Here is a 25,720-nt window from a genome sequence, read left to right on the forward strand (position 1 = left end):
TTAGAATTTTTTTAAATCGTTCCTTCAGCATTGTTACTTCTCTCACAAGGTGGTTCAAGGAAAAAATTCCTCCGTGCCTACGGAATTTTAGGTGGAAAGTTTTGTACATAACATGGAATTTTAAAATGATAAATTTAGATTTGGTTTAGAGTACAATTGACGGATGACAGTGAAGGTAATCATACACGAGGTTTGGACTTTGCCCATTATCCTTCTTAACCAAAATGTTATGAAATTTCTGCAATCTTCTGTTTTACTACAGAAAATTTTAAAATTAGTGCTAATGTAAATTTTTTGAAATTGACTATTTATTTCGTTCAATCAAGCTGAACATAATTAGCTATAGTTAAAAATTTACCTTAGTAAAAAAGAGAAAAAATTAGTAAATAAATATTGAAATTTTACTAAAATAATTGTATTATTATCTTATAAAATATTTATATGGGGGTATTAATTATGAATGCTTTAGATAAAATAAAAAGTGAGTTTGAAAAGGTATTCAGCAAAAATGCTGAAAGATTCTTTTTTGCACCAGGCAGAATTAATCTTATTGGGGAACATACGGATTACAATGGAGGACATGTATTTCCTTGTGCAATTACTTTAGGAACATATGCAGCAGTAAGCTTTAATAATAGCAATAAGTGTTCTCTATATTCAATGAATTTTGAAAGCTTAGGAGTTATTAATGTAGATTTAGATGACTTAGCTTACAAGAAGGAAGATAATTGGACAAACTATATTAAAGGAATGCTTCAAGAGTTAAAAACACACGGATATACAATAGATAAGGGAATGGATATATTATTTTACGGTGAAATACCAAACGGAGCAGGTCTTTCATCTTCAGCTTCTATTGAGCTCGTAAGTGGAGTTTTACTAAAAGGAATGTTTAATTTAGATGTTGAAATGATAGATTTAATAAAAATGGGTAAATCCGTAGAAAATAATTATATAGGTGTTAATAGCGGAATTATGGATCAATTTGCAATAGGCATGGGTAAAAAGGATTGTGCAATTCTACTTGATTGCAATACACTTGAATACTCATATGCACCTGTAAAGTTAGATGGTTACAACATCATAATAATGAATACTAATAAAAGGCGTGAACTTGCGGATTCAAAATATAACGAAAGAAGAGCAGAGTGTGAAAACGCTTTAGGAATTTTAAAGAAAGAGCTTAATATTAATTCTTTAGGAGAGTTAGATGCAGAAACTTTTGAAAAATATAAACATCTTATAAAGGATGAAGTCGTTTTAAAGAGGGCTAAACATGCAGTTTATGAGAATATAAGAACTGTAAAAGCATTAGAAGAATTAAATAAAGGCAACTTAGAGACATTTGGAAAACTAATAAATGAATCTCATATTTCATTAAAAAATGATTATGAAGTAACAGGAAAAGAACTAGATACTTTAGCTGAAACTGCATGGAAGCAAGAAGGAATCCTTGGAGCAAGAATGACAGGTGCTGGTTTTGGAGGATGTGCTATTGCTATTGTAAAAAAAGCTTCTACAGATAAATTTATTAAAAATGTGGGGGAAACTTATTTAAAAGAAATTGGATATAGTGCTGATTTTTATATTGCCAATATTGGCGATGGTGCTAAGGAGATAATATAGATAGACAACATGAAATATTAAAATTAGCTGAATTTTATTTTAGGACATGCTGGTTATATGAACATACATCAGTTGACAATAATTGTGAACTGTGAGTTGTGCATTGAGTTAAATTTTGTTTTTTAGAAATGAATTGGGTATTGGTAATAATTATCTATGAATATTTAAAAGAGTATACAGGAGGAATTAACATGGATTTGCAGGAGAAAATTCAAGCATTAGTTCATAAAGCTATAGAAAGCGATTTAATTGAAAAAGAGGATGAAATATATTGCACTAATCAGGTTATAGAGTTATTTGGATTAAAGGATATAGAAGAAAAAGATATTCATGATAAAGAAGAAACAATACCTGATATTTTAGAAGAATTAATGGATTTTGCTGTAGAAAGTAATATGATTGAGGATTTATCTAGTGAAAAAGATATATTAGAATCTAAGGTTATGAACTGCTTTATAAGTAAACCCTCTGAAGTTATAAAAAGCTTCTATAAAAAATATAATGAAAATCCTGCTCGCGCAACAAACTACTTTTATGAATTAAGCAAAAATAGTAACTACATTAAAACTAAAAGCATTGCTAAAAATATAAGCTATAAGGTAGGAACAGAGTATGGTGATTTAGATATAACAATTAACTTATCTAAACCGGAAAAGAATCCTAAAGATATAGCTAAAGCAAAAGAAGTTAAGAGTACAAATTATCCAAAATGTTTGTTGTGTATTGAAAATGAAGGGTATGCTGGAAGAATAAATCATCCTGCACGTTCAAACCATAGAATAATTCCTATAGACTTGTTAGATGAAAAGTGGTATTTACAGTATTCTCCTTATTCATATTATAATGAACATTGTATTGTACTATGTGAAGAGCATAGAGATATGAAAATCGATAAAGCAATGTTCAAAAGACTTTTAGAGTTCATAGAAAAATTTCCTCATTATTTTATAGGATCAAATGCAGATCTTCCTATTGTAGGTGGATCCATATTAACACATGATCACTGTCAGGGAGGAAATTATGATTTCCCAATGGCAAAAGCAGGGGAAGATTATGCTTTTAGAGTAGCAGGCTTTAATGATATTAAGTTTTCAGTAGTAAAGTGGCCTATGTCTGTAATAAGATTAAGAGGAGAAAATGCTAATTCAATTGTTGAGGCTTCAAACTATATACTAGATAAATGGAGAGGATATTCCGATGAGGCTAGTGAAGTACTTGCGTTCACCGATAATACTCCTCATAATACAATAACGCCTATTGCAAGAAAAAGAAATAATGCTTATGAAATGGATTTGGTATTACGTAATAATAGAACAAGTAAAGAGCATCCGTTAGGCATTTTTCATCCACATGAGGATGTGCAGCATATAAAGAAAGAAAATATAGGTTTAATTGAGGTTATGGGACTTGCCGTTTTACCTGCTAGACTTAAAATAGAATTAAAAGAAGTTGAGAAATATATTCTAGATGAAGAAAATTCAATAGCGGAATATCATGTTAAGTGGGCTGATGAATTAAAAGAAAAATACGCAAAAGAAATAACAGCAAAAACTGTTTCTGATATTGTAAAAAAAGAGACAGGTTATATATTTTTAAGAGTTTTAGAGGATGCTGGAGTATTTAAGAGAAATGAAGCTGGAAAAGCGGGCTTTGAAAAATTTATAAATTATCTTTAGATAATAATGAGATAAGCGGGGATATTTTCTCGCTTATTTTTTTATTGCTTAAATAATCTGAAAAAGTTTACACAAAAATATTGACTAGGAGTGTAAAGAAAAGTACAATAAACTTAATAAAACTAGTTTAAAAAGTTTTTGATATTAAATTTATATGAAAGGGAGTAGTAAAAAGTATGGTTATTAAAAGCGTTAATGATAAAGAGTTTAAGAAATATGGACGAGTATTAAAAAATTATGATTGTGCAGAAATAATTGAAAAGATGAAAAGCACTCCTCTACCAAGTGATGTAATATATGAGCCATCAATTAAAGAACTTGAAGCTCTTAAAATTGCTAAAGAATTAGAGGAAAGAGAATATGGCGGACTTCCAATACAAGTAGGTTATTGTAATGGTAATAATTATTTGCTTAATGCAGTTGAATATCACCGTTCATCTGAAATAAACATAGCAGTAACTGATTTTATACTTCTTTTAGGTTGGCAGCAGGATATTAATGACGATTACACATATGAAACATCTAAAATTGAAGCTTTCAAGGTTCCAGCAGGAACTGCAATTGAAGTTTATGCAACAACTCTTCACTATGCACCTTGCAATGTAGAAGAAGGTGGATTTAGATGTGTTGTAGTTTTACCAAAGGATACAAATTTAGAGTTAGAAGCTAAAACAGAAAAAGTAGGAGAAGATGCGTTACTTTTTGCTAGAAACAAGTGGTTAATAGGACATAAGGACACTGATTTAGGTGAACAAGGAGCATTTATAGGCTTAGTTGGAGAAAATATTTCAGTAAAATAAATGCGAAATAACAATGCTTTGTCGCATAAACATGCGGGGGGTTTGGGCGTAAGCCCATTATCCTTCTAGAATAAGATAAAAGTGCTTTCCATAATAAATTCTATAAATCTAAAGCAAAAAAATAATAAAATACTAAGGTATTTCAATAACTCGCTATCGCTGAGATAATTGAAATATATTAGTATTTTATTATTTTGCCTTTCAAATTCCTATTTGTCAGGATAAATTTAGTATTATCAATTTCATTATTTCGGCTTACCTATATGAATTTATTATATCATTTCTTATATGTTGAAACTATCTCAATTAAAAATTGTACATATACCAAAATACCTTGAATATTGGTATCTTGATATATGTATAATTTAAGTTTCGCAGTAGTTTCACTATAGATACTATTAATCAAAAATATTATAATGATGGTAGAATCTAATCTAAGGAGAAATCATGAAGCCGTATAGTATATTGAACAATCTAGTGTTTTTAAATATAGAAACAGCAAATGACAGCAAGCTTATAAATATCGATGCTGTTAAAATAAAGGATAAAGTGGTTACTAAATTTAATAAAGATGCGGAACCTAGTGAAGTTAAGGAGGAGCTTAAAAACTTCTCTGAAGGTCTTCCTTTAGTTTGTCATGCTTCAAAAAGCGATTTTAATATCGAAGGTGAATTTTTAGATTTATTAGAGCTTGTGGCAATACTTTTTCCAGAGCTTCCAGAGTTTAATCTTCAGTATTTAAAAAATAGATTTGTTCCACAAGGTGAATATCGTAGTGTTTCAGAAGAAATGGTAGAAGTGATTAATTATGTTATAAGCAGTTTTTATTATGAAAATGGCTATGCTATTCCTATGAGTATATTGGAACTTGAGCAGTGGAACTGGTATAAGTATATTTCAAGTGTGAACATGGATGATGTTAAGTGTTTTGCTAATAACAAACCTGCAGCGTTAGAAAATAAAGAAAAAGAGCCATATCCCGTTTTTGCACTTAAGGATTATGAAAGGCTTTTTGAAAATGAAGCTATATGGAAACGTGGGGGAAGAAGCTATACTTTAAGACCACAGCAGAGGGATGCGGCGAAGGTTATAAGAGAAGGCTTAGAAAAAGGAAAAATAACAATAATGGAAGCACCAACGGGACTTGGAAAAAGTATGGCGTATTTGCTTCCTTCTATTATTTATACACATCTTAAACAAGAAAAAGTGATTTTATCCACAAACACTAAGGGGTTACAAGGGCAACTTGTGGATAAAGATATACCAAATATTTTAGAAGCACTTGATTTAAAAAGAGATGTTAATTACACTTTGATAAAGGGAAAGAGCAATTATCTATGTTTTAACAGTTTTGAAGACATAGAATATCCAACCGATATGAAAACTCTCCTTGGTTATGTGTATTTAAAAAGGTTGTTAACGGAAAAACAATTTGGGGATATTGAAGAAATAAGTGAAGATATAAAAGAAAAATTTAATTTAAATAAGTTACTAGAGCAGTGTTTTTGTGATTCGGAGCTTTGCGATGTGGATAGCTGCAGATATAAAGAAAGATGCTATTATGCCTTAAAGGTTGAAGCTTTAAAAGAAGCCCAATTAGTTGTAGTAAATCATTCACTTTTATTAAAGTGGCCTTATCAAAGTGTTGCACCGCTTCAAAATATTGTTGTGGACGAAGCACATAATTTAACTAAAGAAGCTTATGATACCTTTGAAAGAAATTTGATTTCTTATGAGTTTGAGAAATTTCTAGATGATATATACGATAGCAAAGGAAAAAATGGATATTTATATTATTTATCAAAGAGAACTAAAAAGGAAAACCTGCCTTTAAGCCAAATAGAGAGTGGCATAGGAGCTTGTAAAAATCAAATTATAAGAATTAAAGCTTCTTTTGAAAATTATATATCTACCAGTGGAATAAGCAGGGAGTACAACATTAAGGAACATTTTAATAAGCTTAATCCAAAGATAGCAGATATAATGGAACAGTTAGATTATCTTAAAGATGATATATCTAGCTTTAACATGGATTTAGAAAAGACAATTAATGCTTTAAAAAATATATCTACTTTAGAAAAGGATAAAAGGCTTAAAATACTAGGGGAAAAGGTAGAAAACATGAATGATTACCTTATGCTTTTAGAGGAAGTACATAGTCAAGTGGAAGAGGATTATTGCTTTTATTTTGAAGTAGATAGAAATTTTAATTGGTGGAAAATATCAAGCATACCTTTAGATGTATCAGGTGCTTTCTATGAAAAGGTGCTAAAGGGAGTTAACAGCTGCTTGTTTTTATCAGCTACTTTAAGCACGGATAAGGGCTACAATAATTTGAGAAATATCTTGGGAATTAACATTTCCAGTTCGGAAAATAAGGAAATAGTAGAAGTGCCACCTATAAAGCCGATTTTTAAATATAAAGAGAAAAGTGCAGTTTATGTAGTGCAGGGCATGGACCCAAATGATGCAGATGCTTTTTCAGAGGAAATGGAAGAGTTTATTTTAGAACTTTTAAACAATGTAGAGGGCAATATTATTATACTTTTTACAAGCATAAAAAGGCTTAAGCTATTTAAAGAAAAGGCCGCAGAAAAGCTCAAGTCTATAGGCATTGATATTGTTGAGAGCAAAAAAGATATAGAAAAATTGAAATTAAGAGAAGGGAGATATATTTTACTCGGCTCAAAGGGATTTTTTGAAGGCATAGATATACCAGGCGATACTATGGCAACTGTAGTTTTAGATAAGCTTCCTAATATAAATGGCAAGGAACCTTTTTATAAATCCTTAATAGATAGAAATATTGAAAAGGGTAAAAACTATTGGAATGCCTATGCAGCAGTAAATTTCCCAATAGTATCTATAGATTTAAAGCAAATTTATGGAAGAATTATAAGAACGGAATATGACTATGGAGCTTTATTTATCCTAAGCAAATTTGAGAGTAACAATTCTACTGTAAGAAGACTTGAAAAACAGCTTTATGGAGTACCTATTATAAGAAAAAATAAGTTCCAAATTTTTAAGGATTTAAATTATAGGCGGGTAAGGTGGAAACAAATAAATCTTTATAAAATAATGAAAGAGGTTAAAGTTTCCTTAAATAAATCTATTTTAGAAAAAAAGCCTAAAGATATAGAGAAATTTATAAATGAATTTATGGCTTTAGAATATAGCAAAAGGCATCTAAAATACGATGTGGATATTCAGCTAGAAGGCAAACTGGAAATTTATATTTGTGGAGAAAAAGTAAACTTAGGTGTAAGTAGAAAAAATATAGAAGAGTACTTTAGAGACATTTATTATAAAAGATAAGAGTACAGATTACAAAGCACAGTGAAGGGTGAATTTACTTTGTTTTAATACGTAAATTCTTAAAATATAAGATTTTTTATAGCGTTAGTGGAGAAAAATCACCAATAACTGTACTCTGGTTTAAGGGAGGGAGTAGAGTGAAAGCCGAGATATATGATAAATTAACTGCATTAACAGATGAAGAGATAAGGATTTTAAATGGGGAGCAAGAAGTTAATAGGAGCTTGTATACGGATGAGGCAAAGTTCATTATAGATAGTAATAAGCTTTTACCTAAAGGCCAATTAATTAATATTAGAAAGCATACGAGATTTGTTCATTTTCCAGAGCACAATCATAATTATATTGAGGTTAGCTATGTATATAGGGGAACTCTAACGCAAATAATAGGTGGAAGAAAAATAAAGCTTGAAAAAGGTGAGATTATATTTTTAAATCAATATATTACTCATGAGATAGAGGCTTCAGGTAAAGATGATATAATAATAAATTTTATAATAAGGCCGGAATTTTTTGACTATATACTTACGCTTTTAGATGATGAAAATGTAATAAGTAAGTTTTTAATAACCACACTATACAAAGATTATGAGTCAGGAGAATACTTATATTTTAAGGTTTTGGAGAAAAGGGAAATTCAAAGATTACTTGAGAGAATAATTACAGAATTATATGAACCGTCTATAATGAGTGATGCGGCAATAAAGCTTTTGGTTGGGCTTTTGCTTGTTGAGCTTTCAAGAAATTCCGAGAACATAGAAGTTTATTCTACAAATAATTATGAAAAGATGATAATAATAAGCATTTTTAAATACATAGATGAAAGTTATCCTAAGGCTACTTTAGGTGAACTTTCTGAAAAATTAAAGCAGCCAAACTATAAATTAAGTAAATTAATAAAAAAGCATACGGGAATGACATTTAAGGAACTACTTCAGGAAAAAAGACTCAGTAAGGCTGCAGTGTTATTAAAAATGAGCAGCTATTCTATAACGGAAATAATTGAGCTTGTTGGTTATGAAAATCCAACGTATTTTTATAAGATATTTGAAGAAAAATACGGGGTTACACCAAGAAAATATGATAAATAATATCATTTGTTTTTTTCTCGAAATTCATTCATCTTATGCCTGTAAGCTAAAATTATATTACATCAAATAATCATAAATGATATAATTTAGTTAAATATGTAGATAATACAAAATTGGGGTGGGATAATAATGAATTATAAGAAGCTGAAAAGCTTTCCAAAAGACTTTTTATGGGGAGCATCAACTTCTGCATATCAAGTAGAAGGAGCATGGGACGAAGATGGAAAAGGTCTTTCTGTTCAAGATGTATCAAAACATCCGGAAGGTACTTCCGACTTCAAAGTTACTAGTGATTTTTACCATCATTACAAAGAAGATGTTAAATTGTTTGCAGAAATGGGATTTAAAGCGTTTAGGTTTTCTATAGCATGGACAAGAATTTTGCCAAATGGAACAGGTGAGGTTAATCCAAAGGGAATAGAATTCTACAATAATTTAATAGATGAATTATTATCGTATAATATAGAACCAATTGTTACAATGTATCATTTTGATTTGCCATATGCACTTGAGAAAAAAGGTGGTTGGTCAAACAGAGCTACTATAGATGCTTTCGAAAATTATTCTAAAGTATTGTTTGAAAACTTTGGCGATAAGGTTAAGTACTGGCTTACAATTAATGAGCAGAATATGATGATTTTATTTGGAGCAGTACTTGGAACAGTAGGTGAGGATGGAGAAAATCCCGCTAAGAAGCTATATCAGCAAAATCACCACATGCTTCTTGCACAGGCAAAGGCAATGAAATTATGTCATGCTATGTGTCCTAAAGCTAAGATAGGCCCAGCGCCTAATATTTCTTCTGTTTATCCAGCAACTTCAAAACCAGAAGATGTTCTTGCAGCTTCAAACTTCTCGTCAATAAGAAACTGGTTATACTTAGATGCAGCGGTTTTGGGAAGATATAACAGTGTTGCTTGGAGTTATATGGAGAGAAAAGATTGTGCACCAGTAATTGAAGGTGGAGATATGGACATATTAAAGGGTGCAAATCCTGATTTTATAGCCTTTAATTATTATTCAACAATGACGGTTGCCGACAATGATGAATATGCTTCACATGATAAGTCTAAGGCAGATCAGCAGCGAGCTTTTGCAGAGGCTGGAGTATTTAAAGGAGCACAAAATAATAATCTAGAAAAGACTGAATTTGGATGGGAGATAGATCCTGTAGGTTTTAGAAATACACTTCGTGAAATAAATGAAAGATATAACTTACCATTAATAGTTACAGAAAATGGCTTAGGTGCGTACGATAAGCTTGAAGAAGGAGATGTCATTAATGATGATTATCGTATTGATTTTCTTCGTAAGCATATAGAGCAGGCAAAACTTGCAATTACAGATGGCGTAAAGCTTTTTGGATATTGCCCATGGTCTGCAATTGATCTTGTAAGTACACATGAAGGCTGCAGGAAACGTTATGGTTTTGTATATGTTAACCGTGACGAGTTTGATTTGAAGGATTTAAGAAGAATTAAAAAGAAAAGCTTTTACTGGTATAAAGACGTAATAAGTAGTAATGGAGAAAAGCTGAAATAAAAAGTGCGAAATAACAATGCTTCGTCGCGTTAAAAAAATTATATAAATCTAAAGTAAAAAAATCATAAAATACTAAGATATCTCAATAACTCGCTGGGAGAATGCTCAGACAATTGAAATATCTAAGCATTTTATGATTTTTTTGCTAAGATTTATTAGAATTTTTTTAAATCGCTCCTTCAGCATTGTTATTTTGCTCTCACGGTGGTACAAGGAAAAAATTCCTCCGTGCCTACGGAATTTTAGGCATGAAGCTTTGCAAATAAGGATAAAAAATTTAATTTGTTTAGATATTAAAAATGCCAGCAGCATGAAATATAATTTAGTTATATTAGGGAAACAAGTTCAATTACAAACTATTTATGCACCATAATGCCCAGAAGATGGCATTTCGGTACAAATAAATTTTAAGTTTCAGACGGTTTATCTTTAGATATACTATTTCAACTACTAAAATCAATTGGTATATCTTTGGTAAACGATTAGACAAAGAGGTGAGATTATAATGAAATACCATTTAGCCATTGATATAGGAGCTTCAAGTGGAAGACATATACTTGGATATATGGAAAATGGAAAGCTGAAAATAGAGGAAATATACAGATTTGAAAATAGCATAAATAAAATAGGTGATGAGTATTGTTGGGACATTAAAGGACTATTTAATGAAGTGAAAAGCGGTATAAAAAGGTGCAAGGAAATTGGAAAGATACCAACGAGTATAGGAATTGACACCTGGGGAGTAGACTTTGTTCTATTAGACGATAAGGATGAGATGCTTGGCAATGCGGTAGCATACAGAGATGATAGAACAGAAGGAATGATGGAAGAAGCCCTTAAAAAAATTCCTAAGGATATGCTTTATTTGTATACAGGTATTCAGTTCCAAAGGTTTAATACATTGTATCAACTTTTGGCAATAAAGAATAAAAATAAAGAAATTTTAGATAAGGCAAAAACCTTTTTAATGATACCGGATTACTTAAATTTCTTACTCACAGGGAGGAAGGTAAATGAGTATACAAATGCATCAACTACACAATTAGTTAATTCTTTTGATAGAACTTGGGATGAAAAGATACTAAAAGAATACGGTATAAATAAGGACATTTTCCAAGAAATAAAGTTGCCTAAGACTAATATAGGTGGATTAAGAAAAGAATTAGTAGAGGAATTTGGATTTGATATGAAAGTAATACTTCCAGCAACTCATGATACAGGCTCAGCATTTATAGCATCAGTTTGCAATGATAATGACAGCATTTATTTAAGCTCTGGAACCTGGTCTTTAATAGGAGTTGAAAATCGTTTTCCAATATGTGTTCCACAGGCAATGGACTATAACTTCACTAATGAAGGTGGAATAGATTATAGATACAGATTTTTAAAGAACATTATGGGGCTTTGGGTAATTCAAGAAGTCAGAAGAAATTTAAATAGCAAATATTCTTTTGCTGAATTAGTTGATTTAGCAAGGCAGCATATGGATTTTTCATCTATTGTTGACGTTGATGATGATAGATTTTTAAAACCAGATAACATGATAGAAGAAATTAAGGACTACTGCAGAGAAACTAATCAAAAAGTTCCTGAAGAAGCTGGCGAAATAGCAGTTTGTGTATATAACAGTTTAGCACACTATTATAAAAAAGCGGTGGCTTCATTAGAAGAAATATTTGAAAAGAAATTTAAGAGAATAAATATTTTTGGTGGTGGCTGCAAAAATGATCTTTTAAATGAGATAGTTTCAAAGGTAACAGGAAAGGAAATACTTGCAGGTCCATCTGAGGCAACAGCTATAGGAAATATTGCAGCTCAGCTCATAAGCTTGGGCACTTTTAAAGATTTAAGTGAAGCAAGACAAGTTATAAAAGAATCATTTAATATAAAAAAATTCAGTCCAAATAAATAGGAGGTTTCAACTATGGATTTAAAAGAAAGATATGAAGCAGCTAAAAGTGAATATGCAAAATGGGGAATAGATGTAGATAAAGTACTAGAAGAACTTAAAAAAGTTAAAATATCTGTGCACTGCTGGCAGGGAGATGATGTTACAGGATTTGAGGCAAGTAAGCAGGCACTTTCAGGCGGTATTGCAGCAACAGGAAACTATCCAGGAAAGGCAAGAACTCCAGAAGAATTAAGATCAGATTTAGATAAAGCGCTTAGCTTGATTCCAGGAAAGCATAAGGTGAATTTACATGCTATCTATGCTGAAACTAATGGAGAGGCTGTTGAAAGAGATGAATTAAAACCAGAACATTTTAAAAACTGGGTAGAATGGGCAAAGAAAAGAGGACTTGGACTCGATTTTAATCCAACAATATTCTCACATCCAAAGGCAGCAGATGGTTTAACGCTTTCACATCCAAATAAAGAAATTAGAGATTTTTGGATAAGACACTGCATAGCTTCAAGAAAAATAGGTGAGTATTTTGGAAGAGAACTTGGTCAGACATGTCTTACAAATTTATGGATTCCAGATGGCTATAAAGACATACCAAGTGATAGATTAGGACCAAGGAAAAGGCTTAAAGAAGCACTAGAAGAAATATACAAGGAAAAAATAGATCCTAAATATAATTTAGATTCTGTAGAATCAAAGGTATTTGGAATAGGAGCAGAGGCTTATACTGTAGGGTCAAGCGAATTTTATATAAACTTTGCAGCTAAAAATGCAGTGCTACCTTTAATGGATACAGGACATTATCATCCAACAGAAGTGGTTTCAGATAAACTAGCTTCTATGCTTTTATTCTTTGACAAGGTTGCGCTTCATGTTAGCAGACCAGTACGCTGGGATAGTGACCACGTTATAGTTTTTGATGATGAACTTAAAGAAATTGCCAAGGAAATAGTAAGAAATGATGCAATAGACAGAGTGATAATAGGACTTGATTTCTTTGATGCAAGCATTAACAGAATAGCAGCATGGACTATAGGTACAAGAAACATGATAAAAGCATTATTATTTGCTATGTTAATGCCAAATGAAAAGTTAAAAGATTTACAGGATGAAGGAAACTTCACAGAAAGATTAGCATTAATGGAAGAATTCAAAACCTATCCAATGGGTGATGTATGGAATTATTACTGTGCAATAAACAATGTACCAGTTAAAGAAGACTGGCTCTCTGAAGTAAAAAAATATGAAGAGGAAGTATTATCAAAAAGAAAGTAGGTATTAAATATGAAGATTGAAGAATTAGGTTTTGTGAAAAATTATATTAGAATTACTCAGGATGCATGGCTTAAGGGGTGGCACGAACGTAATGGTGGAAACTTCTCATATAGAATAGCTGAGGATGAGGTAAAAGAGTTAAAGGGTTTAATTAATGAATCAGGAGAATTTACCCCAATTGGAGTATCTGTTCCAAATCTTGCTAACGAGTATTTTTTAGTTACAGGGAGCGGCAAATTTTTAAGAAATGTAATTCTAGATCCAGAAGCAAACATTGGTATAGTTAAAATAGATGAAAAGGGTGAAAACTACAAGATTGTTTGGGGACTTATAAATGGTGCAAGACCAACAAGTGAATTCCCATCACATCTTATGAGTCATTCGGTTAAAAAAGAAGTGAGTAATGGAAAAAACAGGGTTATTCTTCACTCACATACTACAAATCTTATTGCACTGACTTTTGTTTTGCCATTAGATAGCAAGGTATTTACAAGAGAATTGTGGGAAATGGCTACAGAGTGTCCAGTTGTATTCCCAAGTGGAGTTGGAGTTGTGCCTTGGATGGTGCCAGGGGGAGCTGCAATAGCTAAAGCAACAAGTGATTTAATGAAGAAGTTTGATGTGGTAATTTGGGCTCATCATGGAACTTTTGTTTGTGGTGAAAGTTTAGATTTAGCCTTTGGGCTTATGGATACAGCAGAAAAATCAGCTGAAATCTTAGTAAAAGTATTATCTATGGGTGGAAAGAGACAGACAATAACAGCTAGTGATTTTAGACAGCTTGCTAAAGATTTCAAAGTTACTTTGCCAGAAGAATTTTTATATGAAAAGTAGGGAGGGTGTTGTAAATGATAAACCGTATAGTACTTAATGAAACTTCATATTTTGGAAAAGGAGCTATTAGTGTTATTCCAGATGAAGTTAAAAACAGACAATTTAAAAAAGCATTTGTAGTTACAGATAAAGACTTAATTAAATTTAATGTTGCTCAGAAGGTAACAAAAATATTAGAGGATACAGGAATACCATATGAAATCTACGATAATGTAAAACCAAATCCTACAACAGAAAATGTTTTGACAGGAGTTAAAGCTTATGCAGCTTCAGGAGCAGATTTTCTTTTAGCTATCGGCGGAGGTTCTTCGATGGACACTGCAAAAGGCATAGGTATAATAACAAACAATCCTGAATTTTCAGATGTTGTATCGCTTGAAGGAGTAGCTGCAACTAAAAATAAATCTGTGCCAATAATAGCAGTTCCAACAACAGCAGGAACAGCAGCAGAGGTTACAATAAACTATGTAATAACAGATGAAAAGGCTATAAAGAAAATGGTATGTGTTGATCCTAAAGATATTCCAGTACTTGCAATAATAGATCCTGAAATGATGGCTTCTATGCCAAAGGGACTTACGGCTGCAACAGGTATGGATGCATTAACTCATGCAATAGAAGGATATATAACAAAAGGCGCATGGGTACTTACAGATACTTTTGAATTAAAGGCAATAGAGCTTATTGCAAAGAATTTAGAAAAAGCAGTATTCGAACCTACTAATATGAAAGCAAGAGAAAACATGGGTGTAGCTGAGTATATGGCTGGAATGGGTTTCTCAAATGTTGGCCTTGGAATAGTTCACTCAATGGCTCATTCATTAGGTGCTGTATATGATACTCCACATGGGGTAGCTAATGCATTGTTACTTCCTTATGTAATGGAATATAATGCTCCAGCAACAGGAGAAAAATATAGAGAAGTGGCTCGTCAAATGGGTGTAGAGAATGTTGACAGCATGAGCACTGATGAATTCAGAAAAGCAGCGGTTGATGCAGTAGTAGCTTTATCTAAGAAAATAGGAATTCCTCAAAAGCTTTCTGAAATAGGAGCAAAAGAAGGAGACTTGGAAAAACTTTCTAAAATTGCATTTAACGATGTATGTACTCCAGGAAATCCAAGAGATACTTCTGTAGAAGAAATTTTTGCAATATACAAAAAGGCATTTAAATAAAAAAGTGCTAAGCACTACCGTGGGAGCGAAGTAACAATGCTTTTTTAACGTGATGAAGCATTGTTACTTCGCATTTTGTTGCATGTTTTTCTATAAAGTTGTATCCGGGATAATATGGATAATTAAATAAAGAATACAAGATTTTTTAGGTATTTTTGTCGTTAAGTTGTGTTAAAATATAAAGTAATATATAGATAAAGTTTAAAAGGAGTGCTATGAAAATGAAGAAAATAGTATTTGCTGGAGGATGCTTTTGGGGTGTCGAGGCGTATTTTAATACAATTGATGGAGTTATAGGTACAAAAGTAGGGTATGCAAATGGAAATACAGAAAATCCAACTTACAAAAAGGTTTGCGAAAATACGACTGGATACGCTGAGGCTTGTTACATTGAGTATGATGAAAATATAGTTAAGCTTGAAAAGCTTTTAGAAGCATATTGGAAAGTAGTAGATCCAACTATAAAGGATAGGCAGGGTCATGATGTAGGAACCCAATATCGTACTGGTATATATTATATAGATGAAAATGATTTAGAGGTTATATTAAAATCTAAAGATGAAGAGCAGAAAAAGTATGAAAATTCTATTGTAACTGAGATATTACCTTTAAAGAATTTTTATAATGCAGAAGAATATCATCAAAAGTATTTAGAAAAAAATCCTAATGGGTACTGTCATATTCCAAAAGAATTGTTAAAAAAACATTAAGGATTTCATAAAAACTCCACAGAAATCTCGATAATTTTGTATTAAATGGGATAGTTTGTATTTTAATCAAATCCCTTAGGCGAATTTGTAGTAATGTAACTGATTTGTAATAAAAAAAGCTATTTTTCTATAACAAACTATGACAAATTAGGTGTAATATTATAGTATAGTTATTATAAATTTATAAGGGGTAATTATAATATGAAAAATGTGGTCGCAAAAAGAAGGTTAAATAAAAGAAAAGTATTTTTTACGCGTGTGAGCTTGATTGTTTTAGTGATTTTACTTGTAATGACTGTAAAAGTTTCTTTTCAACAAAGAAAAATTAAGACAAGTTCTTATCTAGGCAATAAGGTAGCAAGCAGCTCTAAAAAACATAAGGCAAGTAGTGTAAAAAAGAATACTGTGGTTTTGAAAAATCAAATATCAAATGATGGAACGAATGCTGAAGATGCGCTCAAGGAAGACGGCAAGAAAACTGTTTATTTGACATTCGATGATGGTCCTTCTACGACTGTAACACCTAAAATATTAGATATATTAAAAGCAAATGGGGTACATGCCACTTTCTTTTTAGTGGGACATGCAATAGAGGGGAGCAGCAAAGCAGCTGATTTAGTTCGTAGAGCTTATAATGAAGGAAATGCTATTGGAGATCACACATATAGTCATGACATGAAAAAGTTATATCGTTACAATGGTAGAAATGTTGTTGATGTTGATGCTTTTATGAATGAAGTTGATAGAACTCAAAGCATAATAAAAAATATTTTAGGACCAACCTTTTTTACTAGAATTGTAAGAATGCCTGGGGGTCATATGTCTAGAGTATATTATAAGGATCCTAATTTACCTCAACTTGATAGTGTATTTAGACAGAGAAATCTAGTGAGTGTAGATTGGAATGCATATGATCATGATGCGGAAGGAAGAAAGGAATATTCTGGGGAGTTATTTAATCATGTTAAGAATGAAGTTGGTAATCATGAAAAAGCAATAATTCTCATGCATGATACTTATGGCAAAGAAGAGACAGCAAAAGCACTTCCTAATATAATACAGTATTTAAAAGCTCAAGGATATGAATTTGGCACGTTGAAATAAGACAAGGCAATTTTATTTTAGCATGTTAAATAAATTTAAAAGGAATAGTATTTATATTTTTGAATATTATTATGGTGAAAGCTTGTTGTGGAAATGATTTAGTTGGAAGCTAATTTAATACTTGTAATAATTCTTGCCATATCAATACTAGGAAAAGCAAATTCAGTAGCTGTTGGTGTGGCAATTCTTTTAGTGTTAAAATTACTTAACCTTGATAAGTATGTTTTCCCAGTGCTAAATGATAAAGGTGTTTTTTGGGCACTTGTAGTACTTATAGCAACTATACTTATTCCTATTGCAAATGGACAAATAACATTAAATAGCATTGGTGGCAATTTGTTATCATGGGTTGGTGTAGTAGCACTTATTCTTTCATTTCTTACTACTTATTTAAGTGGACTTGGGCTTCAATATTTGACGGTAAAGGGTAACGGTGATGTTATGCCTGCACTTATTATTGGCTCTGTTGCTGCAGCAGCATTTCTTAAGGGAGTACCTGTTGGACCTTTGATTACATCTGGAATGCTCGCGGTGATTGTAAAGATAGTTCACAAATAAATGTGAAGGGACAATGCTTCGTCCCGTTAAAGAAAGCCTAATAAATCTAAGATTTATTAGGCTTTCTTTTTGTTTCTTCAGCATTGTTATTTCGCTTCTACAGAATTTTGGCGCGAATGTTTATGCACTTCACTAAATTCCAGTTTATTTATAAAAATATTTTAATATATCCAGTTCTAAGTAAAGGTTTACTCCGCATATAAATTATATTAAGTGATAAAAGGAGTAAATTTTATGCTTATAAAAAAGTTAAATGATAATTGGAAAATGAGGACCATGAGTAGTAAGGAATACATGAATGCTTATGTACCTGGTTCGGTTTATAACGATCTTTTAAAAAATCATAAGATGGAAGATCCATATTATCGTGACAATGAACTCAAGGCATTAAAACTAATGGATGAGGATTATGAATATATAAAAAGTTTTGATGTATCAAAGCATATGTTAGAGTGTGAAGAAATTATGCTTCATTTCGATGGATTAGATACGCTTGCAGACATTTATTTAAATAGTTATCATATTGCATTTGTTAATAATATGCATAGAACATTTGAGTTTGAAGTTAAAAAATATCTTAAAGAGAAAGGGAACGAGTTAAAAATAAACTTTCATTCTCCAACAAAATTTATTAGGGAAGCTGATAAAAATAAGCATATAGGTGGATCAGAAGATGCCATGAAAGGTTTTCAGCAGCTTAGAAAGGCTCATTGTATGTTTGGATGGGATTGGGGCCCGAGGCTTCCGGATATGGGGATTTGGAGGAAGGTTTTACTTTTAGGAATAGACAAGGCGAGAATAAGCAGCGTATATATAAGCCAAGAACATAAAGCAGAAGAAGTAACTCTTAATTTTGATGTATATATTAAAAAGACCTTTAGTAAACGAGATATAAAATTTAATGGTGAGGATAATGAGGATGATGTAAGTGGATTATCATATGAGGTTATTGTGACAAGTCCTAATGGAAAAAAGAAAACTTATAAAAATTCTCCTGCAAGAATAACTATTAATGATCCAAAACTTTGGTGGCCTAATGGATATGGAGAACAGCCGTTGTATGACATAAAGGTAGTACTTAAGGAAAATTTACAGGGATTAGACGTGTTTGAAAAGCGAATTGGACTTCGAACTATAAAGACTATTATTGAAAAAGATGAATATGGAGAAAGCTTTGTTCATGAAGTAAATAATGTAAAAATATTTGCCATGGGTGCTGATTATATACCAGAAGATAATATATTAAGTAGAGTGACACCGGAAAGAACCTATAATCTTTTAAAACAGTGCAAAGCCGCTCACTTTAATATGATACGCGTATGGGGTGGAGGTCATTATCCATATGATGCATTTTGGGATGCCTGTGATGAATTAGGTCTTATGGTATGGCAGGATTTTATGTTTGCCTGCACAAGCTATGATTTAACAGAAGAATTTGAAGAAAATATAAAAAAAGAATTAATAGATAATATTAGAAGAATAAGAAGTCATCCTGCCCTTGCACTATGGTGCGGAAATAATGAAATAGAAATGTTTGCAGCATATGGAGGGTTTGAAATTACATCAAAACTTAAGAGTGATTATATAAAATTATATGAATACATTATTCCTAAGTTAGTAAAAGAAAATGACCCTAATACTTTTTATTGGCCTGCAAGTCCGTCTTCAGGTGGAGGGTTTGATAATCCAAATGATGAAAATAGAGGAGATGCACACTATTGGGATGTATGGCATGGAGGTAAGCCGTTTACCGAATATAGAAAATTTTATTTCAGGTATCTTTCTGAATTTGGCTTTCAGTCTTTTCCTAGATTAAAGACTGTAGAGACTTTTACTAAGCCAGAAGATAGAAATATATTTTCATATGTCATGGAAAAACACCAGAGAAATAAAGGTGCTAATAGTAAGATAATGTCCTATATGGGTGCTACGTATTTATATCCTAATGATTTTGATAAATTACTTTATGCCTCACAACTACTGCAAGCAGAAGCCATAAGGTATGGAGTAGAACATTTCAGAAGAAATAGAGGACGCTGCATGGGAACTATTTATTGGCAGCTAAATGATTGCTGGCCAGTTGCATCTTGGTCGTCCATAGATTACTGCCAAAGGTGGAAGGCCGTGCATTATTATGCTAAGAGATTTTTTGCACCTCTCATGTTGTCATGCCAGGAAGAGGGGGTACTAACTCAAGACCCAAATGTAAATGCTGAGCCTTATGAATTAGTAAAATCTATTAAGCTGTGTGTAGCAAATGAAACTTTAAATAATGAAAAGGTTAATGTAAGATGGGCACTTCGCAATAATAAATCAGAGATCAAGAAAGAGAAAGCTTATGAGGTTGAGGTACAGAAATTGTCAAGCAAATGGCTAGAAACCGTAATGCTTAAGGAAGCATCTCTTTATGAGGATTATGTAAGCTATGAAATGCTAAAGAATGGTGAAATAATATCATCTGGAACTGTTATATTTTGTGCACCTAAGCACTTTAAGTTTATTGATCCAAAATTAGATTATAAAATCATTAAAAATGAAATAGTAATTTCTGCTAAAAACTATGCAAAAAGTGTAGAGGTAATGAATGAAGATGATGATATGCTTCTTGAAGACAATTACTTTGATATGAATGCCAATGAAGAAAGAAGAATTAGGATACTCAGTGGCAAACCAGAAGGTATAAAGCTTAGAAGCGTTTATGATATAAGATAAGAAGGTGCAGTAAAATGCTTTTAAAAGAGAGCCCCAAAATTGTTAAGGCTAATGCTAGAGAACTTAGCTATAGCGGTAGAATTGATTTCACTGATCCGTTAGCACCAATATTTATATTTCCTGCTAGCTCAGTAACAATGATATTTAAAGGTTCTAAACTTAAAGCATTAGTAAAAAATAGGCAGAGCAATTATAGCACTTATATAGGATATGTCTTAGATGGAGTAGAGGAAAAAGTAATTCTTCCAAGCAATAAAGAGGTGCAGAAAATAACCCTTGCGGAAAACTTAAATAGTGATAAGCAGCATGAAATAGTATTTTTTAAAAGACAGGATGCTAGATGTGAATTCACCTTTTATGGATTTATCGTAGATACGGAAAGTAAAATAAGTATGCCTAGAAAAAAGTATAGAAAATGTATGGAGTTTTATGGAGAGTCTGCGGCTTGTGGAAAATCACTTGAGGATATACATTGCACCAATGCAGTAGACTTAAGCAATTCTTATAAATATTCAAATGCGTGGAATTCTTATGCCATGATGACTGCTAGAAATTTGAAAGCTGAAGTTAACATAATAGCACAAGAAGGTATAGCTCTTCTTGATAATACAGGTTATTTTAATGCACCTCAAAGTATTGGAATGGAAAGCATTTATGATAAACTTCACTTTGATTTTAATACTGGTGAAATTGTTAATTGGGATTTTAATAGATATATACCTCAAGTAGTGGTAATTGATATTGGACAAAATGATTCTATACCTGAAAATTATATGAAAGAGGATTTAGATAGTTATAAATCTATAAATTGGAGAAATCATTATAAAGAGTTTGTTTTAAATATACGTAGGAGATACAAAAATGCTTTTATAGTACTTACTACAACCATCATAAAGCATGATTCTTCATGGGATCGTGCTATAGGCTTAGTGTGTGAGGAGATAAATGATAAAAAGATTGTTCACTTTCTTTATTCTTGTAATGGATTTGGTGGAGATTTTCACAATAGTAAATGGTGTGCTGAAGAAATGTCATTGGAACTTAGCTTATTTCTAAAAGGGCTTGGAGCTGAAATTTGGGAAAAATGAAGTCTTATAATGCATTTGAAAACGTTAACAAATATATAGATATATATTTTTGTTATAAAAAACAAATATCATGAAGGGGGATTTTAAATGAATAGGCATGTAAGAAAAGTTTTTGCACTTGTAACAGCGACAATAATGACAGCAGCATTGTTTTCTGGTTGTAGTAGTAGTAATAATAAAACAACTAGTAATCAGGGAAAGTCAAGTAAGACGGCAGCTAACGATAAAAACTCAACACCTAGAAATGAAACACTATATTTTAATGGTCAACAGTGGGGTGCTATTAATGATTGGAATCCTTTGTCAAGCAATTCAAACAATGCACTTGGTCAGAGTCAAAAGGATTCATCTAGAACACTAGTATATGAAACACTTTATATGTATAACATGCTTGATGGTAAAATGTATCCATTGTTGGCATCTGGAGATCCAGTTTGGAATGCTAACAGAACTGAACTTACTGTTAAGCTTAACAGCGATGCAAAGTGGAGCGATGGAACAAAGGTGACTGCAGACGATGTGGTTTATACCTTTGATACAAATGTTAAATATCAGAGTTCAGCTGGTTCAGATTATTCCACATATATACAAAGCGTGAAAGCAGTGGATCCTTCAACAGTTTTATTCACAGCAAAATTGAATAGTTCAGGTCAAGCAGCAAATCCATTAAAGGTTATGGAATACCTTCCAAAACAGTTTGTAATGCAGAAAGCATATGTTAAGAAAGTAGAAGCAAGAAATAATAATGATGCTGCTAAAATGAAAACAGATAAGATGGAGGATTTAGTTGCATCAGGACCATATAAACCTTATATAGCAAATGATCAAAAAATTGTTTTAAAGAGAGACGACAATTATTGGGGAAAAGCAGCGTCAATGTGGGGTAAACTTCCAGTTCCTAAATATATAGCTCACAATATATTCAAAGATAATGCCGCTAGTGATACAGCCTTTAAGAATGGCGAAGTTGATGTTTCTCAGAACTTTATAAGTAATGTACAAAATATGATGCAGGGTGGAAAAGTATCAACTTATTTGCCAGAGGCTCCATATTATTTAGCAGCTACAATGCCAAGCGCTTGGTTTAACGTAAATAGACCAGGACTTGATCAGGTGGCAGTTCGTAAGGCAATTGCTATGGCTGTTGATTATGATCAAATTATAAAAACAGCTATGTGCGGATATTCACCTTCCTTTAAAGATGTACCTAGAAGCTTAATGAATCCAACATCTACAGAGCAGGGTTTGGTAGATCAAAGTCAACTAAAAGATGTGCAATGGGACGGAAATGATGTTGAGGGTGCTAAGAAGCTTTTAGATGCAGCAGGTATAAAAGATACAGATGGTGATGGATTCCGTGAATATAAAGGAAAGAAACTTTCATTTAAAGCTGAATGTCCTCAAGGATGGTCTGATTGGAATGCTTCTCTTGAAATTGTAGCAGCAGCTGGAAAGAAGATTGGTATAGATATTCAGACGTATTTCCCAGATGCTAATACCTTCTATAATGATATAGCAAGTAAGAATTTTGATATACTCATGCAAAGCCCAACAGGAGCAGGTATTTCTAATCCATGGACACGTTGCTACAATATTCTATCAAGTTCATATAATTCAATGAAAAATGAATCAATAGGAAATTTTGGAGGATATGCTAATAAGAGAGTTGATGAACTTTTAGCTTTAATTCCTCACGAAACAGACCAAGCAAAACTTAAAGCATATTATACAGAGTTATCTAAAATTTACTTAACAGATGTACCATCTTTTGCATTAATGTATAGACCAGAATTATTCTATACAGTTAATGAGAGCGTATGGACAAATTACCCACAAAAGGGTTCTAAATTCAAGGGTATTGAAATACCTCCATATGATTTAACCGATGGCTATGGCATTGCTGGATTATACACAATTAAATTAGTAAAAGGAAAATAAAAAATAGTATAGACGACATTGAAATTGGTAATATCAACATTCTCTGTCGTCTATCCATAGTAAACAGAGGGAGATGATATGTTTGAAGGGTTATAAGAAGTATTATTTTAATAAAACAATGTGGGCACTAGTAACACTTGTTATTGCAGTAATTTTAAATTTTATTTTGCCGCGTTTGATGCCAGGAGATCCAGTATCAGCTATTGCATCAAGAGCAGCAAAAGGTATGACAGATCAGACAGCAATACAAAAAGTTTATGAAGATTATGTGAGAACTTTTGGAATAAATAAACCGCTATATGTACAGTTTTTTCACTTTGTAGCAAATTTATTTAAGGGCAATCTAGGAGTATCCTTTGTTTATTATCCTAGAACTGTACTCGATATATTATCCAAATCAGTATGGTGGACAATATGCTTGCAGTTGCCGGCAATTATAGTTGGATGGCTTTTAGGTAATATTTTAGGTGCTATAGCAGCATATATAAAAGGAGCTTGGGATAAAGCAGTACTTCCAGCTTTTTTGTTTTTAAGCAATATGCCAGCCTTTGGAATGGCCATTTTATTGCAATTTTTCCTTGGAGTACAGTTTAAGCTATTTCCAACCTCATTAGGATATGGCTATGATCTGAATCCTAACATGAGTCTACATTTTATTGGCTCGGTTATTTATCATTACCAGCTTCCATTTTGGTCAATTGTACTTATTACTATTGGAGGGCAGGCTATTGGAATGCGTTCAATGTCAATTTATGAACTCAATGCAGACTATGTTAAATACAGCCGTTTTCTTGGCATAAAGGATAGAAAAATTGTACGATATGTTTTTAGAAATGCAATGCTTCCTCAAATTACAGGACTTGCATTATCCTTAGGAACTATGGTTGGTGGTGCACTAGTGGCTGAAATGATATTTAGTTATCCAGGTCTTGGTACTACCTTATTAACGGCGATAACTGGAAGAGATTATCCACTTATTTCGGGATGTACATTGATTATTACGATAATGGTACTTATTGCAAACTTCCTTGTAGAAATAGTCTATGGCCTTATTGATCCAAGGGTTAAGGCAGCACAACAGGAATAGTCAATATGCACACGCAATGGAATTATGCGAAAAGGAGTGATATTATGAAAAACATTGTAAGGCAAGTATTCCACTCTACAAGATTTGTTATAGGGTTTATAATTTTTGTGGTAATGCTGCTTATGATTATATTCTATCCATTATTAGTAAGAGAAGATCCTTTGAACATGGTAGGAGGATTGTTTTATAAACCAGGAACATATGTATCTGTAAAAGATGTAGTAGAAACAGACCCATATACCTTAAAGATGAACGTGGTTTCTGGGGAGTTAAGAGCCCTAACTGATCAAGAGAAAAATAGTATGGCTGATTGGCTCACTAAATACGGTAATGTAAAAAAATCCGAAATTAATATAAAAAATACTGCACAGCTTGTAAGTTTGTGGAATAAAAATTATAATCCTGATGCCGATCAAGAAGGTCTACTTGCAGCTGAAAAACAACAATATATGAGGCTTAACAGTAAAATAGCTAAGTTAGCTAATAATAAAGATGTTTATGTAACTGATAAAGATGGTAAGGAAAAGACGAAAATAGATCCTCAAGCCTTTGCAAATGTTAAAAGTATTTCAAATCAAAAGACATTTATTTTGGGAACTGATAATTTTGGACGGGATGTGCTAACAGAGCTTGTATCAGCTGCAGGTGTATCTCTAAAGATTGGTCTGGTTTCAGGTGTTATAGCTACACTTATTGGATTAATATTAGGCTTACTAGCTGGATACGTAGGAGGAACTTTAGATGACTTCGTTATGTTTATTACAAATATATTTACAGTGGTGCCATCTTTCATTTTGTTAGTCTTGATATCCTTTAGTGTTGGGCAAAATGCAAGGGGAGTCATGTTAACAGCATTGATTATAGGCATAACCTCCTGGCCATGGACAACAAGATCTGTTCGCTCACAAGTCATTTCTTTAAGAAATCGTGATCATGTTAATTTATCAAAGCTGTCGGGTCATGGACTTGTAAGAATTATTTTTACAGATATACTTCCATATGTAGCTTCATATGTTGTTATGGCATTGATACTTCAAATATCTTCCGGAATTCTTTCAGAGGCACAGCTTTCTATGTTGGGGCTTGGACCTGCTACAACTAAAGTTTCAACCTTAGGGCTTATGATGAATTGGGCTATGGCATATAAAGCAATTATTACTGGAGCATGGTGGGCATTTATACCAGTTATTTTAACAATTACCCTGATATCGTTTTCTCTTAATTTAATGAATACAGGGCTTGATCAAGTATTTAACCCACAATTAAGGGAGTAAGGAGAA

At 32.2% G+C, this 25,720-nt stretch carries 18 protein-coding genes; all 18 read left to right on the forward strand.

The genetic code is table 11. The features are described from left to right. Window positions 1-456: 456 nt before the first annotated feature. The 18 genes from ACJDT4_RS13005 to ACJDT4_RS13090 all read left to right on the forward strand — a co-directional run bounded on the left by ACJDT4_RS13005 (window position 457) and on the right by ACJDT4_RS13090 (window position 25,714). Window positions 457-1,626: a galactokinase gene (locus tag ACJDT4_RS13005; RefSeq protein ID WP_406788005.1), complete on the forward strand. Its 1,170-nt coding sequence runs from the start codon at window positions 457-459 to the stop codon at window positions 1,624-1,626. Between the two features lie 191 nt (window positions 1,627-1,817). Next, a complete protein-coding gene (gene galT, locus ACJDT4_RS13010) occupies window positions 1,818-3,302 on the forward strand; it encodes a UDP-glucose--hexose-1-phosphate uridylyltransferase (RefSeq protein ID WP_406788006.1) in 1,485 nt (494 codons plus the stop codon). Between the two features lie 176 nt (window positions 3,303-3,478). Continuing rightward, on the forward strand, window positions 3,479-4,102 hold the full coding sequence (locus ACJDT4_RS13015) for a DUF4867 family protein (RefSeq protein WP_406788007.1): 624 nt from the start codon (window positions 3,479-3,481) through the stop codon (window positions 4,100-4,102). A gap of 447 nt (window positions 4,103-4,549) precedes the next feature. Beyond that, window positions 4,550-7,420, forward strand: a complete 2,871-nt coding sequence (locus tag ACJDT4_RS13020; protein WP_406788008.1) for an ATP-dependent DNA helicase — start codon at window positions 4,550-4,552, stop codon at window positions 7,418-7,420. A gap of 137 nt (window positions 7,421-7,557) precedes the next feature. After that, window positions 7,558-8,511 carry an AraC family transcriptional regulator gene (locus tag ACJDT4_RS13025; RefSeq protein ID WP_406788009.1) on the forward strand — a complete coding sequence of 318 codons (954 nt, stop codon included), beginning with the start codon at window positions 7,558-7,560 and terminating at the stop codon, window positions 8,509-8,511. A gap of 129 nt (window positions 8,512-8,640) precedes the next feature. Continuing rightward, entirely contained in the window at window positions 8,641-10,053 is a 1,413-nt protein-coding gene (locus ACJDT4_RS13030; protein ID WP_406788010.1) for a glycoside hydrolase family 1 protein, read from the forward strand. Between the two features lie 505 nt (window positions 10,054-10,558). Then, window positions 10,559-11,965 carry a rhamnulokinase gene (gene rhaB, locus ACJDT4_RS13035; RefSeq protein ID WP_406788011.1) on the forward strand — a complete coding sequence of 469 codons (1,407 nt, stop codon included), beginning with the start codon at window positions 10,559-10,561 and terminating at the stop codon, window positions 11,963-11,965. 12 nt (window positions 11,966-11,977) lie between these two features. Next, window positions 11,978-13,234 carry an L-rhamnose isomerase gene (rhaA, locus tag ACJDT4_RS13040; protein WP_406788012.1) on the forward strand — a complete coding sequence of 419 codons (1,257 nt, stop codon included), beginning with the start codon at window positions 11,978-11,980 and terminating at the stop codon, window positions 13,232-13,234. Window positions 13,235-13,243: 9 nt separating this feature from the next. Continuing rightward, entirely contained in the window at window positions 13,244-14,068 is an 825-nt protein-coding gene (gene rhaD / locus ACJDT4_RS13045) for a rhamnulose-1-phosphate aldolase (RefSeq protein ID WP_406788013.1), read from the forward strand. A 14-nt stretch (window positions 14,069-14,082) separates the two neighbouring features. Then, window positions 14,083-15,243: a lactaldehyde reductase gene (fucO, locus tag ACJDT4_RS13050; RefSeq protein ID WP_406788014.1), complete on the forward strand. Its 1,161-nt coding sequence runs from the start codon at window positions 14,083-14,085 to the stop codon at window positions 15,241-15,243. A 221-nt stretch (window positions 15,244-15,464) separates the two neighbouring features. Continuing rightward, window positions 15,465-15,953, forward strand: coding sequence for a peptide-methionine (S)-S-oxide reductase MsrA (gene msrA / locus ACJDT4_RS13055; protein ID WP_406788015.1), 489 nt, complete (start codon window positions 15,465-15,467; stop codon window positions 15,951-15,953). A 201-nt stretch (window positions 15,954-16,154) separates the two neighbouring features. Then, a complete protein-coding gene (locus ACJDT4_RS13060; protein WP_406788016.1) occupies window positions 16,155-17,057 on the forward strand; it encodes a polysaccharide deacetylase family protein in 903 nt (300 codons plus the stop codon). Between the two features lie 102 nt (window positions 17,058-17,159). Continuing rightward, on the forward strand, window positions 17,160-17,615 hold the full coding sequence (locus ACJDT4_RS13065; protein WP_406788017.1) for a DUF441 domain-containing protein: 456 nt from the start codon (window positions 17,160-17,162) through the stop codon (window positions 17,613-17,615). A gap of 234 nt (window positions 17,616-17,849) precedes the next feature. After that, window positions 17,850-20,327 (forward strand): beta-mannosidase, encoded by a 2,478-nt coding sequence (locus ACJDT4_RS13070; RefSeq protein WP_406788018.1) that lies wholly within the window; start codon window positions 17,850-17,852, stop codon window positions 20,325-20,327. Between the two features lie 14 nt (window positions 20,328-20,341). After that, window positions 20,342-21,415: an SGNH/GDSL hydrolase family protein gene (locus tag ACJDT4_RS13075; protein WP_406788019.1), complete on the forward strand. Its 1,074-nt coding sequence runs from the start codon at window positions 20,342-20,344 to the stop codon at window positions 21,413-21,415. Between the two features lie 87 nt (window positions 21,416-21,502). Further along, window positions 21,503-23,353 (forward strand): ABC transporter substrate-binding protein, encoded by a 1,851-nt coding sequence (locus ACJDT4_RS13080; protein WP_406788020.1) that lies wholly within the window; start codon window positions 21,503-21,505, stop codon window positions 23,351-23,353. Window positions 23,354-23,435: 82 nt separating this feature from the next. After that, window positions 23,436-24,440 carry an ABC transporter permease gene (locus tag ACJDT4_RS13085; protein ID WP_406788021.1) on the forward strand — a complete coding sequence of 335 codons (1,005 nt, stop codon included), beginning with the start codon at window positions 23,436-23,438 and terminating at the stop codon, window positions 24,438-24,440. A 44-nt stretch (window positions 24,441-24,484) separates the two neighbouring features. Then, a complete protein-coding gene (locus ACJDT4_RS13090; protein ID WP_406788022.1) occupies window positions 24,485-25,714 on the forward strand; it encodes an ABC transporter permease in 1,230 nt (409 codons plus the stop codon). Window positions 25,715-25,720 lie beyond the last annotated feature (6 nt).

Source organism: Clostridium neuense, assembly GCF_045310695.1.
GTDB classification, from domain to species: Bacteria; Bacillota; Clostridia; order Clostridiales; family Clostridiaceae; genus Clostridium_S; species Clostridium_S neuense.